At 71.9% G+C, this 11,900-nt stretch carries 16 protein-coding genes and 1 riboswitch; of the genes, 10 read left to right on the top strand and 6 right to left on the bottom strand.

From position 1 onward, the window contains the following. Nucleotide 1 precedes the first annotated feature (1 nt). Genes HDA32_RS22220 through HDA32_RS22195 form a run of 6 tightly spaced genes read left to right on the top strand, consistent with a single transcriptional unit; the run spans nucleotide 2 to nucleotide 2,439 of the window. Nucleotides 2-322: an Asp23/Gls24 family envelope stress response protein gene (locus tag HDA32_RS22220; protein WP_246334454.1), complete on the top strand. Its 321-nt coding sequence runs from the start codon at nucleotides 2-4 to the stop codon at nucleotides 320-322. Then, nucleotides 319-555 carry a hypothetical protein gene (locus HDA32_RS22215; protein ID WP_179645049.1) on the top strand — a complete coding sequence of 79 codons (237 nt, stop codon included), beginning with the start codon at nucleotides 319-321 and terminating at the stop codon, nucleotides 553-555. Before HDA32_RS22220 ends, HDA32_RS22215 begins: the two co-directional genes overlap by 4 nt. Nucleotides 556-591: 36 nt before the next feature. Next, nucleotides 592-762, top strand: coding sequence for a hypothetical protein (locus HDA32_RS22210; protein ID WP_179645048.1), 171 nt, complete (start codon nucleotides 592-594; stop codon nucleotides 760-762). A gap of 22 nt (nucleotides 763-784) precedes the next feature. Next, nucleotides 785-1,180 (top strand): Asp23/Gls24 family envelope stress response protein, encoded by a 396-nt coding sequence (locus tag HDA32_RS22205; protein WP_179645047.1) that lies wholly within the window; start codon nucleotides 785-787, stop codon nucleotides 1,178-1,180. Nucleotides 1,181-1,230: 50 nt separating this feature from the next. Continuing rightward, a complete protein-coding gene (locus tag HDA32_RS22200; RefSeq protein ID WP_179645046.1) occupies nucleotides 1,231-1,836 on the top strand; it encodes a DUF6286 domain-containing protein in 606 nt (201 codons plus the stop codon). 6 nt (nucleotides 1,837-1,842) lie between these two features. After that, nucleotides 1,843-2,439, top strand: a complete 597-nt coding sequence (locus HDA32_RS22195) for an alkaline shock response membrane anchor protein AmaP (RefSeq protein WP_179645045.1) — start codon at nucleotides 1,843-1,845, stop codon at nucleotides 2,437-2,439. 87 nt (nucleotides 2,440-2,526) lie between these two features. Here the strand turns inward: HDA32_RS22195 and HDA32_RS22190 are convergent, their stop codons facing one another. Then, nucleotides 2,527-3,219: an HAD family hydrolase gene (locus HDA32_RS22190; protein WP_179645044.1), complete on the bottom strand. Its 693-nt coding sequence runs from the start codon at nucleotides 3,217-3,219 to the stop codon at nucleotides 2,527-2,529. Between the two features lie 195 nt (nucleotides 3,220-3,414). Between HDA32_RS22190 and HDA32_RS22185 the strand changes: the two genes are divergently transcribed. From HDA32_RS22185 to HDA32_RS22170, 4 genes are all read left to right on the top strand, one after another. Further along, nucleotides 3,415-4,266, top strand: a complete 852-nt coding sequence (locus tag HDA32_RS22185; RefSeq protein WP_179645043.1) for a (2Fe-2S)-binding protein — start codon at nucleotides 3,415-3,417, stop codon at nucleotides 4,264-4,266. 136 nt (nucleotides 4,267-4,402) lie between these two features. Beyond that, nucleotides 4,403-4,807 (top strand): VOC family protein, encoded by a 405-nt coding sequence (locus HDA32_RS22180; protein ID WP_179645042.1) that lies wholly within the window; start codon nucleotides 4,403-4,405, stop codon nucleotides 4,805-4,807. 291 nt (nucleotides 4,808-5,098) lie between these two features. Next, entirely contained in the window at nucleotides 5,099-5,293 is a 195-nt protein-coding gene (locus HDA32_RS22175) for a hypothetical protein (protein WP_179645041.1), read from the top strand. Beyond that, entirely contained in the window at nucleotides 5,294-5,716 is a 423-nt protein-coding gene (locus HDA32_RS22170) for a type II toxin-antitoxin system death-on-curing family toxin (RefSeq protein WP_179645040.1), read from the top strand. A 9-nt stretch (nucleotides 5,717-5,725) separates the two neighbouring features. Here the strand turns inward: HDA32_RS22170 and HDA32_RS22165 are convergent, their stop codons facing one another. From HDA32_RS22165 to HDA32_RS22145, 5 genes are all read right to left on the bottom strand, one after another. Further along, a complete protein-coding gene (locus HDA32_RS22165) occupies nucleotides 5,726-7,135 on the bottom strand; it encodes an L-serine ammonia-lyase (protein WP_179645039.1) in 1,410 nt (469 codons plus the stop codon). A gap of 232 nt (nucleotides 7,136-7,367) precedes the next feature. Then, the gene (glyA, locus tag HDA32_RS22160) at nucleotides 7,368-8,639 is read right to left on the bottom strand and encodes a serine hydroxymethyltransferase (protein ID WP_179645038.1); all 1,272 of its coding nucleotides are present in this window, start codon (nucleotides 8,637-8,639) and stop codon (nucleotides 7,368-7,370) included. Nucleotides 8,640-8,643: 4 nt separating this feature from the next. Then, a complete protein-coding gene (gcvH, locus tag HDA32_RS22155) occupies nucleotides 8,644-9,024 on the bottom strand; it encodes a glycine cleavage system protein GcvH (RefSeq protein WP_179645037.1) in 381 nt (126 codons plus the stop codon). A 109-nt stretch (nucleotides 9,025-9,133) separates the two neighbouring features. Then, the gene (gene gcvT, locus HDA32_RS22150; RefSeq protein WP_179645036.1) at nucleotides 9,134-10,258 is read right to left on the bottom strand and encodes a glycine cleavage system aminomethyltransferase GcvT; all 1,125 of its coding nucleotides are present in this window, start codon (nucleotides 10,256-10,258) and stop codon (nucleotides 9,134-9,136) included. 141 nt (nucleotides 10,259-10,399) lie between these two features. Beyond that, a riboswitch (glycine riboswitch) is annotated at nucleotides 10,400-10,500 on the bottom strand. Nucleotides 10,501-10,586: 86 nt separating this feature from the next. Beyond that, nucleotides 10,587-11,660 carry a 3-deoxy-7-phosphoheptulonate synthase gene (locus tag HDA32_RS22145; RefSeq protein ID WP_179645035.1) on the bottom strand — a complete coding sequence of 358 codons (1,074 nt, stop codon included), beginning with the start codon at nucleotides 11,658-11,660 and terminating at the stop codon, nucleotides 10,587-10,589. Between the last annotated feature and the right edge of the window lie 240 nt (nucleotides 11,661-11,900).

The raw sequence follows: 11,900 nt of genomic DNA, 5'->3' as shown, positions 1-11,900 counted from the left end.
GATGACCGGCCCAGACCCCGCAGCAGAGGCCGGCGAGCGGATCGCCGCGCGGGTGCGCGCGTGCGCCGACGTGCTGGACCTGTCCGCTGGGGCGTTCAACACGGTGGCGACGCCCGTGCCCGGCGGCCGGATCGACGGGGTGGCCCTGCGTACCGACACCGTGGAGATCGGGGTGGTCGTGCGCTACGGGCGCCCGCTGCCGGAGATCGCGACCGAGATCCGGGCGGCGGTCGCCCCCATGGTGCCGGACCGCGCCGTCCACGTGTCCATCGAGGACGTGTCGGTCGGCCTGCCGGGACCGCCGACGAGGAGCGGTGAGTGAGCGAGGAGCGGCGGGCTTTTCGCGAGTGGGCCCTGGAGAACCACCCCGACCGGGGCGGCGACCCCGAGGTGTTCGCCGAGGGACTGGCGCGGTGGCGTCGTTGCCCGCGGCCGCCCGGGGGCGGTGCGGGCGAGATCGGCGTCCACCGCGCGCCGCGCGGGCCCGTCGGATGGATCGCCGAGGCGGTGCGGCGCCGCAGCCGCCGCCGCGCACGGGCGCGCCGGCTGCGCTGACCGCGCCGGCGGCTCTACCAGTGAGGAGGAATGGTCATGTGGCCGATCGCGGGACTGGCCTTCGGGTCGGTGTTGGGACTCGCCGGGGCTTTCGGCGGGTTCGGGGCGTTCGCGCTGGTGCTGGTGCTCGGGCTGCTCGGCTTCCTGGCCGGACGCGCCTTCGAGGGGGAGATCGACCTCGCAGAGCTGTTCACCCGGCGCAACTGACGACGTTGGCGAGGAACGAGGAATGAGCACGAGTATCGCGCCGCCCGCAGCGGTGCCGCAGCAGCGGACGCGCACCGGCCCCGTGGAGGAGCGCGGACGCACCGTCATCCCCGACGCCGTCATCGCCAAGATCGCCGTGCGAGCGGCGGCCGAGGTCGGCGGCACCCGGGACGTGCACCGCCGGCTCGGCGCGCTGCTGGGGAGCGGGACCCGGCCGGCCAGGGCGCAGGCGAGGTCGGACGGCAACGTGGTGACGCTGCGCCTGGGCATCGCCGTGCACTACCCCGAACCGCTGCGCGGGGCGACCCGTGAGGTGCGCGAGCACGTGCGCGAGAAGGTCGAGGTCCTCACCGGGCTGGCGGTCCGCCACATCGACATCGAGGTGACGGAACTGGTGCGTGACGGACGCATCTCCTAAGCGTTCGCGGGCGCACCGGCCGATTTTTCGAGGGAGGGGAAGAAGAGGACATGACCACGGTGGAAGAGGCGTTGAGCCGGCCGGATCCGGGCGTCGCCAGGAGAGCGCGGCGCGTGGCCGTCCACACCTTCCGGCCGTACCGCTCCTGGCCGGCGTTCATCGCCGGGGCGCTCCTCATGGTGGTGGCCGGCCTGGCCGCGGCCGAGGTGATCTCGGCGCTCGTGGGCAGCCCGCTGCGGCTGCTGCCGTTCGAACGGGCGGCCGGCTACGCGGGCGGCGCCCGCTGGAGCGATCCCACCGTCCAGGTCGCCTCCGGGGTGCTCGCGCTGATCGGGCTGGTGCTGATCTCGTTGGCGCTGGTGCCGGGGCGGGGGCGCTGGACCGCCCTGCGCACCGAAGACCCGAACCTGGTGGTGGGCCTGTCGAAGTCGGGGCTGCGCCGGGCGCTGGCCGCGGCGGCGTGCGACGTCGACGGCGTGCGCTCCGCCCACGTCAAGGTGGGGCGCAGCCGCGTCAAGGTGCGGGCCCACACGGAGCTGCGCCGCGACGAGGAGCTGCCGGAGCAGGTGCGCTCGGCGGTGCGGCAGCGGGTGGCCGAGCTGGCGCCCGTGCGCGAACTGAAGGTACGGACGCAGGTACGGTACGCGAAGGCGTGATGTCTGATGACGTTGGGAAGCAGGGCGCGCAAATCCGCGCGCGGCAACCGCTGGGGGCTGGCCGTCCTGGGTTTACCGTTCCTGGCCTGCGGTGCGGCGGCGCTGGCCACGGGCCTCGGGGTGTTCGGGGCGGGCCTGGCCCGCGCGACGCTGCTCAGTGACGCCGCGGCCGGTCAGCTCCAGCGGCCGTGGGTGCCCTACGTCGCCGCCGCGGTCGCCGTGCTCGTCGCGCTGCTGGCGCTGCGGTGGCTGATCGTGCAGGGCCGGACCGACGCGGTGGCGCGGCTGCGGATGGAACCCGACCCGGCCTCCGGCACGACCGAGCTGTCGGCCGGCGCGGCCCGAGGGGTCTTCGAGGACGAGGTGGGCGACTACCCCGGCGTGCGCCGGGCGCGCGCCCGCATGACGGAGTCCAGCGTGCGGCCGCACCTGCGCCTGGACCTGACGCTCAACGACGACGCCGACGCGGCCGCGGTGTGGCGGCGGGTGCGGTCGGAGGCGCTGGAGAACCTGCGCACGGCGCTGGAGTTGGAGAGGCTGCCCGCGGTGATCCGCATGTCGATGACCGCGCCGCCGAAGAATCCCCGGCGGGAACCCGCCTGACAAGAGCCATAGTGGATGAGCGGCGCCGGAGGACTTCGGGGGGAGCCTCCGGCGCCGCGCTCTCACCAACCTCACCGAACAACACATCTAGCCCAGCACCGCCTCCAGCACCGCGCCGGTGTCGGAGAGGTCGGGCAGCACGGTGGCCGCGCCCGCGGCGCGCAAGGCCGCCGCGTCGCTGATGCCGGTGGCCACGGCGACGATGCGGGCGCCGCCCTCGCGGGCCGCGCGGACGTCGTTGGGGGCGTCGCCGACGAGCACCGTGGTGTCGGGGGTGAACTGGACCCCGGTCGCCTCGTACACGCGCTCGCGGGCGATGCCGACCAGTCGGGGACGGTCCCAGTGGTCGTCGCCGTAGCCGCCGAGCCCGATGTCGACCAGGTGGTCCAGGCCGAACGCGCTCAGCTTGCGCAGGGCGTTGGCGCGGGTGTTGCCGGTGAGCAGGGAGGAGACGACGTCGGGGTCGTCGGCGCAGCGCCGCAGCGCCTCCTGCGCCCCGGGCAGGATCCGGCCGCGCGCGGTCAGCTCATCGGCCCTGCGGGTGAACTCCGCGTCCTGGGCCTCCAGGAAGAGCGCGAACTCTCCCGCCCGGCCCTGCAGTCCGTTGGCCTCGCAGGTCTCGTTGAACCACTGCCATTCGGTGCGGCCGGGGCCCCGGGTGTCGATGTGGTCGGTCAGCCCGCTGAACGCGGCGAACGCCGTCGAGAAGACCTCGAAGCCGATCCGGTCGACGTCCAGCAGGGTCTTGTCGATGTCCCACAGAACCAGCCGCTTGCCCACGCGTTTCCCCTCGCCTCTTCGCAGCCCCGTGCAGTGCCGCCTTCACGTTACCGGAGGCCCCGCCCGATTTCCTATTGAATTGATGGGGAACGCGGAGTGTCCGCGCCGGGTCGATCGCGGCCCCGGCATTCCGGGTCGATCAAGACTGAGGATAGGCTTGCCTATAGTTCGATTGTCGTCCGGTTGGGGGAGCCCGTGCCGACTTGCCATCCGCTGGCCGGCGTCGTGCAGTGGGTCAACGAGCGCGACCTCCACGTCAAGGTCGACCTGCTGGGCGCCGGCGACTCCGACCCCTTCGGGCCGGAGTGGGTGCGCGGCGACCGGATCGCCGAGCGCGTTCCCGAGCTGCTGGCCGGCCTGGAGGAGGGGACCTGCCGGGGGCACCGCACCTCCGCGGCCGCGATCTTCGCCGCGGACCTGGGCCGCCAGCTCGTGGCGTTCGCCGCGGGAACGGCCTACCTGACCGGTCGCGCGCCGCAGATGGCGGCGCGGCGGCTGTGGGTGCGCGCCGGCGAGGGCGGACGGCTGGACCGGCTGGCGCTGCGCCGACCCGACGTCGCGGTCCTTCCCGGCGATCCGATGGCGCACCGCCCCGGGGTCACGGTGGTGGCCGACGAGAACGAGCTGGACCGGTGGTTCATGAGCTCGGTGGTGGCCGCACTGGAGCCGGTGGTCGCGGCCGTGCGCGCGGTGATCCGCTACGGAACCCGACAGCAGTGGAGCATGGTGGCCGACGGCGTCCACTGGGCGCTGCTGCTCGCCGCGGGGGAGGTCGGCCACGACCAGCGGGCGGCCTGGCTGCGCGCCGCGCGGATGGCGGAGCTGATCAACTCCGACGCGCCCCGGATGATCGCCAGGCAGCGCCCGTTCCCGCTGGTGCTGCCCGACCGGCTGCCCGAGCGCGCCGAGCGGGTGTTCCTGGTGCGCGGCGGGTGCTGTTTCTACTACCGCTACGGCGGAGTCAAGTGCGCCTCCTGCCCGCTGGAGACCGACGAACAGCGCGAACGGCTGCTGCTCCAGGGCCGTCCCACGCCGCAGCGGGCCTGACCGGCCCCGGCCGCCCCGGCCGGTCCCTCTCCGCGGCGCCGGAGTCCGAGGCCCCGCCTCCGGAATCCGGGGAATCGAGCGGCGCGCCGCGCCCGGTTCGGTGAGGACTGTCACACGCCCCTGTTACCTTCACGGCATGGCTAAGAAAATCTTCGTGAACCTGCCCGTCAAGGATCTCAGGAAGTCCATGGACTTCTTCGCGAAACTCGGTTTCGCGTTCGATCCCCAGTTCACCGACGACAACGCCGCGTGCATGATCATCAGTGACGACATCTTCGCGATGCTGCTCGTCGAGGAGTTCTTCGCGAGCTTCACCAAGAAGGCGGTCTGCGACGCCTCCACCCAGACCGAGGCCATCATCGCGCTGTCCGCCGAGAGCCGGGCAGAGGTGGACGACCTGGTCAACAAGGCCCTCGCGGCCGGAGGGCGCCCGTCCAACGACCCCATCGACCAGGACGGCATGTACGGCTGGAGCTTCCAGGACGTCGACGGCCACCTCTGGGAGGTCATGTACATGGACCCGGCCGTCCTCCAGCGGTGACGCGGAGAGCCGGCGGCCTCTGTGAGCACCACCGCTGTCGAAGACCGGAAAGTCGATGGCGCATACTCGTACCGGTCGACCCGAGGCCGGGCGTCGAAGGCGCCGGCTCGGCCGATATGGCACGGCCGGTATCCCCCATGGTTTTGCCGGCTCGGCGAGTGATACGAATCCACAAGACCTCTGGGATCGGCTTTTCCAAGCGGGGTCGGTTCATACCGCATCTCTATGTGTGATGGCCCTGGGTGTTCGGGTATTCTGGTACCAGAACCGGTACCAATTGGGGGTGAGGGCATGCCCGCGCTCAACATCGAGTTCACCGAAGAAGAGATGGAGCAGATCCGCCAGGCCGCCGCTGCGGAGCAGACCAGCGTCAAGAAACTGGCTCGGACCAGTGTCCTTGCCAGCGTGCATCGGCGCCATGTCATGGAAGTGGCTGCCCGGGTGGCCCGTGTCTCGTCTGGCCTGAACAGGAGGCTCGCCCAGTAGATGACGTCTGGATCCATCATCTACCTGAGCGTGGACTTGGTGGTCGACATCACCACCCTGGCGCTACGCCAGAACGGTCAGGGTGACGCGGTCGTCCGTGATTACGGCCTGTTGGAGAGCGCGGTGCATCGGCCGCGCTCTTCATCGTTCGGTGTGGAGCATTATCCCGGGCTCTTCGAGAAAGGGGCGGCGCTCATGCAGTCCCTGGCCCGGAACCACGTGTTCGTAGACGGCGACAAACGGGCCGCCTGGAACTGTGCGGCCACCTTCCTGGAGGTCAACGGAGCTCCGCTGATCGATCCCGTCGACGAGGAGCGGGCGGAGCGGTTCGTTCTCGATGTCACTACAGGCGAGCTGTACGACATCGCCGGGATCGCGGTCGCCCTGTGCACGTTCCACCGAACCGGAACCGACATACGGTGAGGCAGCCCTTCAGCACTCGATGACGTTGACGGCCAGGCCGCCGCGGCTGGTCTCCTTGTACTTGTCCATCATGTCGCGGCCGGTGTCCCTCATTGTTCTGATGGCCTTGTCCAGGGACACGAAGTGGTGGCCGTCGCCGCGCAGCGCGATCTTGGCGGCGCTGATCGCCTTCACCGACGCCAGCGCGTTGCGCTCGATGCACGGCACCTGCACCAGGCCGCCGATGGGGTCGCAGGTCAGGCCGAGGTTGTGCTCCATCGCGATCTCTGCGGCGTTCTCCACCTGCTCGGGCGTGCCGCCCAGCGCCTCGGCCAGCCCGCCGGCCGCCATCGACGAGGCCGAACCGACCTCGCCCTGGCAGCCGACCTCCGCGCCGGAGATCGAGGCGTTCTCCTTGAACAGGATGCCGATGGCGCCGGCCGTGAGCAGGAAGCGAACGACGCCCTCGTCGCTCGCGCCCTGGGCGAAGTGCAGGTAGTAGTGCAGCACCGCCGGGACGATGCCGGCCGCGCCGTTGGTGGGCGCGGTCACCACGCGCCCACCCGCCGCGTTCTCCTCGTTGACGGCCAGCGCGTACAGCGTCACCCAGTCGCTGCCGCGCATGGGGTCGCTGAGGTCGGTGAGGTCGGGCTTGGCCAGTCCCGCCGCGTCGCAGGCCCCGCCGAGCTGGCGGTAGAGCCGGTGCGCGCGCCGCGGCACCTTCAACCCGCCGGGCAGCGTGCCCTCGGTGGTCACCCCGCGCCGCACGCATTGGCGCATCACCCGCCAGATCTCCAGCAGCTCCGAGCGCACCTGCCCGGCGGTGCGGCCGAACGCCTGCTCGTTGGCGAGCATGATCGAGCTCATCGACATCCCGGTCTCCCGGCACAGCTCCAGCAGCTCGGCCGCTGTGCCGAACGGATGGGGCAGCGAGGTGTCGTCGGCCTTGATGCGGTCGGCGCCCGCCGCCTGCTCGTCGACCACGAAGCCGCCGCCGACCGAGTAGTAGACCGTGGAGCGCAGCTCGGCGCCCTCGGCGTCGAACGCGCGGAACCGCATGCCGTTGGGGTGGCCGGGCAGGCTCTCCTTGCGGCGGAAGTCGACGTCGGCGCCCGGGTCGAAGGCGATGGCGCGCTCGCCGTCGAGCAGCAGCCGCCCGTCGCGGCGGACCTGCTCCAGCAGCCGCGGCACCGCGTCGACGTCGACGTCCTCGGGCGTCTCGCCGAGCAAGCCGAGGATGACGGCGGTGTCGCTGCCGTGGCCCTTGCCGGTGAGCGCGAGTGAGCCGTACAGCTCGGCGCGCACGCTCCCGACGCGCTCCAGCGCGCCGTCCCGCCGCAGCCCGGCGACGAACGTGCGCGCGGCCTTCATCGGGCCCACGGTGTGCGAGCTGGACGGGCCGATGCCGACCTTGAACAGATCGAAGACGCTGATGGCCATGGGATTCCTGCCCTCCTCGTCGAGTACAGGGATGCCCGAACCGCGCGGAAGGGCCGGCGGTTCGGCGGTATGGACGGATGTGGCCGGAGCGCGCGCCCGCGCTCCGGTGCCTCGGCCGCCCGACCTCGTCGTCGGGCGGCCCCGGTCGCGTCGGCGTGCGGTCCGGCCACGGATGGATCCGCCTGCCCTCGGCCAGCGGGGCCCCGGCGCCTGGAGCGGCGCCGCGGCGCCCCTACAGGTTCGGGTACAGCGGATGCCTGTCCGCGAGCGAACGCACGCGTGCGCGCAGCGCCTCGGCGTCGTACTCCGGCTTCAGCGCGGCCGCGATGATGTCGGAGACCTCGGTGAAGTCGTCCTCGTCGAAGCCGCGGGTGGCCAGGGCCGGCGTGCCGATGCGCAGGCCGGAGGTGACCATGGGCGGCCGCGGGTCGTTGGGGACGGCGTTGCGGTTGACCGTGATGCCGATCTCGTGCAGCCGGTCCTCGGCGTCCTGGCCGTTGAGCTCGGACTCGCGCAGGTCCACCAGGACCAGGTGCACGTCGGTGCCGCCGGTCAGCACGTTCACGCCGGCCTCGGTGGCGTCGGGCCGGGTCAGCCGCTCGGCCAGGATCTTGGCGCCGGCGACGGTGCGCCGCTGGCGGTCGGCGAACTCCTCGCCGGCCGCGACCTTCAGCGCCACGGCCTTGGCCGCGATCACGTGCTCCAGCGGGCCGCCCTGCATGCCGGGGAAGACCGCGGAGTTGATCTTCTTGCCGTACTCCTCCTTGGCGAGGATCAGCCCGCCGCGGGGACCGCCCAGCGTCTTGTGCGTGGTGGTGGTGACCACGTCGGCGTAGGGCACCGGGTTGGGGTGCAGCCCGGTGGCCACCAGGCCGGCGAAGTGCGCCATGTCGACCATGAGCACCGCGCCCACCTGGTCGGCGATCGCACGGAACCGGGCGAAGTCCAACTGGCGCGGGTAGGCCGACCAGCCGGCGACGATCATCTTCGGCTGGTGCTCCTTGGCCAGCGACTCGACCTCGTCGTAGTCGACCGTGCCGTCGGAGTCGCGGACGTGGTAGGCGACGGCGTTGAGGATCTTGCCGGAGTAGTTGATCCGCATGCCGTGGGTGAGGTGCCCGCCGTGCGCCAGGTCCAGGCCGAGGATGGTGTCGCCCGGCTTGAGCAGGGCGAAGTACACCGCGGTGTTGGCCTGCGCGCCCGAGTGCGGCTGGACGTTGGCGTGCTCGGCGCCGAACAGCGCCTTGGCGCGGTCGATGGCGAGCTGCTCGACGACGTCGACGTGCTCGCAGCCGCCGTAGTAGCGCCGACCGGGGTAGCCCTCGGCGTACTTGTTGGTGAGCACCGTGCCCTGGGCCTCCAGGACCGCCTGCGGCGCGAAGTTCTCCGAGGCGATCATCTCCAGGGTGTCGCGCTGGCGCCCCAGCTCGGCTCCGACGACGGCCGCGACCTCGGGGTCGAGCTGTTCGAGTGACTGGTTGAGCAGGTTGGTCTCAGATGCCATCCGATTAACCTTCGCCTTCGGTGAGCTGCGTGTACTGCTCCGGGGTGAGCAGATCAGCGGGTTCGTCCGCGAGCTCGACCTTGAACAGCCACCCCTGGCCGAAGGGGTCGGTGCCGATCACCTCGGGCTCGTCGACCGCGGCGCGGTTGACGTCGATGACCTCCCCGTTGACGGGGGAGTAGATGTCGCTGACCGACTTGGTGGACTCGACCTCGCCGCAGGTGTCACCCGCCGCGACGGTCGCGCCGACCTCTGGGGGCTCGAGGTAGACGATGTCGCCCAGCGCCTCGGCCGCGTACGCCGTGATGCCGATGGTGGCGACGCCGTCCTTGACGGCCACCCACTCGTGCTCGTTCGTGTAACCCAGCTCCGCGGGAACGCTCAATTCAACTCTCCAGGAGGTTTCTCATTATCCAGCAACGATGACCGCCGCCGCTGCGCGGGGCCGCCCGGGGCCGGGAAACGCCGCCCGCCGTGCGGGCGCCGGACCCCGGTCAGCGCCCGCGCTTGTAGAACGGCAGTTCCACCACGTCGACGGCTTCGGCGCGGCCGCGCACGTCCACGGCGAAGGAGCCGGTGGTGGTGTCGGTGTCGGCGTCGACGTAGGCCACGGCGACGGGCCTGCCCAGTGTCGGGGAGGGCGCACCGCTGGTGACCACGCCGACCCGCTGATCGTCGCGCATGACGGCGTATCCCTGCCGGGGAACGCGCCGACCGCGGCCGGTCAGTCCCACCAGTCTGCGGGTCGGCCCGCTCTCGGCGCGCGCGGCCAGGGCCTCCCGGCCCACGAAGTCGCCGGGCTTGTCCAGCTTGACGACGCGGCCCAGGCCGGCCTCGTAGGGGGTGACGTCGGCGCTCAGCTCGTTGCCGTACAGCGGCATGCCGGCCTCCAGGCGCAGCGTGTCGCGCGCCGACAGGCCGGCCGGCAGCAGGCCGTGCGGCTCGCCGGCCTTGGTCAGCGCCTCCCAGACGGCGGCGGCCCCGGTGCCGGGGTTGATGAAGATCTCGAAGCCGTCCTCACCGGTGTAGCCGGTGCGGGCGAGCAGCACCGGCAGTCCGGCGACGGTGTGCCGGTAGCCGGCGTAGTACTTGATGCCGGACAGGTCGGCGTCGGTCAGCGGGGCCAGGATCTCGACGGCCTTGGGGCCCTGGAGCGCGATCAGCGCGTACTCGGCCGACCGGTCGGCGATCCGGGCGTCGAGGCCGGCGGCGCGCTCGGTCAGCGCGGCGAACACGGTGTCGCTGTTGGCGGCGTTGGCGACGACGAGGTACTCCTCCTCGGCCAGCCGGTAGACGATCAGGTCGTCCAGGACGCCGCCGTCCTCGGCGGTGATCATCGTGTAGCGCGCCCGGCCGACGGTGACCGCGGACAGGTGCCCGACCAGCGCCCGGTCCAGGAACTCCGCGGCCTGCGGACCGGTGACCAGGAGTTCGCCCATGTGGGACAGGTCGAACAGGCCTGCGGTCTCGCGGACGGCCCGGTGCTCCGCGCTCTCGCTGCCGTAGCGCAGCGGCATCAGCCAGCCGGCGAAGTCGACCAGGTTCGCCCCGAGCCGCTCGTGGACCTCGTGCAGCGGGGTCCGGCGGGGTTCGGCGGGCGAATTGGAAGACGCTGTCATGAGCACTCCCGATGAGGATGGACGTCGATGTTCCACAGGCGTCCTCCCCCTCTGTCATCGGTGCCTGAGAGCTTCACCGTGCGCGCGGGCGCGGCTTGCACCTTCGGCGAGGGGACGCGGTCCCCTGCTTTCCAGAGTGGTCTCGCCCGTACGGTCCGGCGCGCCTGAGAGGTTCTCTGGGGAGGAATTGCTCCTTCGGCGGCCCGCGCTGGCTTGCGCGGGCACTCTCCCGTACGGGGTCGGCGACTGGTGCCCAAGCCTAGCAGCGCGACCCGGGCGAGCCCAGGACCGCACCTCGACCGCCGCGCGGCCCGGTGCCGCTCGGGCGCTACCGGGCGGGGGCCTGGACGGCCTTGCGGCGCCGCCGCACGGCCTCGGCCAGTCCCTGCAGGACGCCCTCGGTGGTCTCCCAGCTCATGCACGTGTCGGTGATGCTCTGGCCGTAGGTGAGGTCGGCCGGGGCGCCGAGCTTCTGCGCGCCCTCGACGATGAAGCTCTCCAGCATGACGCCGATGATGCCGGTCTGGCCCTCGGCGATCTGGGCGCCGATCGACTCGGCGACGCCGGGCTGGCGGCGGTGGTCCTTGCCGCTGTTGGCGTGGCTGGCGTCGATCATCAGGCGGCGCGGCAGGCCGGCGGAACCCACCACGTCCAGCGCCGCGCCGACGCTCTCGGCGTCGAAGTTGGGGCCGGAGCGGCCGCCGCGCAGGATGACGTGGCAATCGGGGTTGCCGGAGGTGACGACGACCGCGCCGGCGCCGTGGGGGTCGACGCCGAAGAAGGTGTGGGAGGCGGCGGAGGCGCCGCAGGCGTCGACCGCGACCTGGACGTCGCCGTCGGTGCCGTTCTTGAAGCCCACCGGCATGCTCAGGCCGCTGCCGAGCTGGCGGTGCACCTGGCTCTCGGTGGTGCGGGCCCCGATGGCGCCCCAGGCCACGGCGTCGGCGATGTACTGCGGGGTGATCGGGTCGAGGAACTCGGTGCCGGCGGGGACGCCCAGCGAGCCGATGTCGAGCAGCAGCTTGCGGGCGGTGCGCAGGCCGCGGTGCACGTCGTAGCTGTCGTCCAGGCCCGGGTCGTTGATGAGGCCCTTCCATCCCAGGGTGGTGCGGGGCTTCTCGAAGTACACCCGCATGACCACGCACAGCTCGCCGCTGACGGCCGGGATGAGCGCCTTCAGCCGGCGCGCGTAGTCCAGGGCCGAGGCGGGGTCGTGCACCGAGCACGGGCCGACCACCACCAGCAGCCGGTCGTCCGCGCCGTCGAGGACGCGCTTGACCTCGGCGCGGGCGTCCTCCACGAGAGCGGTGCGCTCCGGCCCCATCGGCAGCTCGGCGAGGATGTCCTGCGGCGCGATGAGCGGCTGGTAGCTGACGACGCGGGTGTCGTTGGTGCTCGTCATGTCTTCCTTCATCCCTCTCCGATGGCCCATTCAGCACCCTAACGCCCCGACCCCTCCGGCGCCTCCTTCGGGCCCTGGAGTGTGCTCGGGGTCATTCGTGCAGGCAGCGTCCGCGGACGGCGTCCGAACGGACGGTTCGGTTCATGATCGACCTCTAGGATTGGGCCGGTGGACGAGTTGCGCGGCGGTCAGGGCCCTCGGAGACGAAGACCGCGAGAGAGCCCCGGACCGCTGCCTCCG

The sequence above is a fragment of the Spinactinospora alkalitolerans genome (genome assembly GCF_013408795.1).
Classification (GTDB): Bacteria; Actinomycetota; Actinomycetes; order Streptosporangiales; family Streptosporangiaceae; genus Spinactinospora; species Spinactinospora alkalitolerans.
This window is presented reverse-complemented; position numbering and strand designations above follow the sequence as displayed.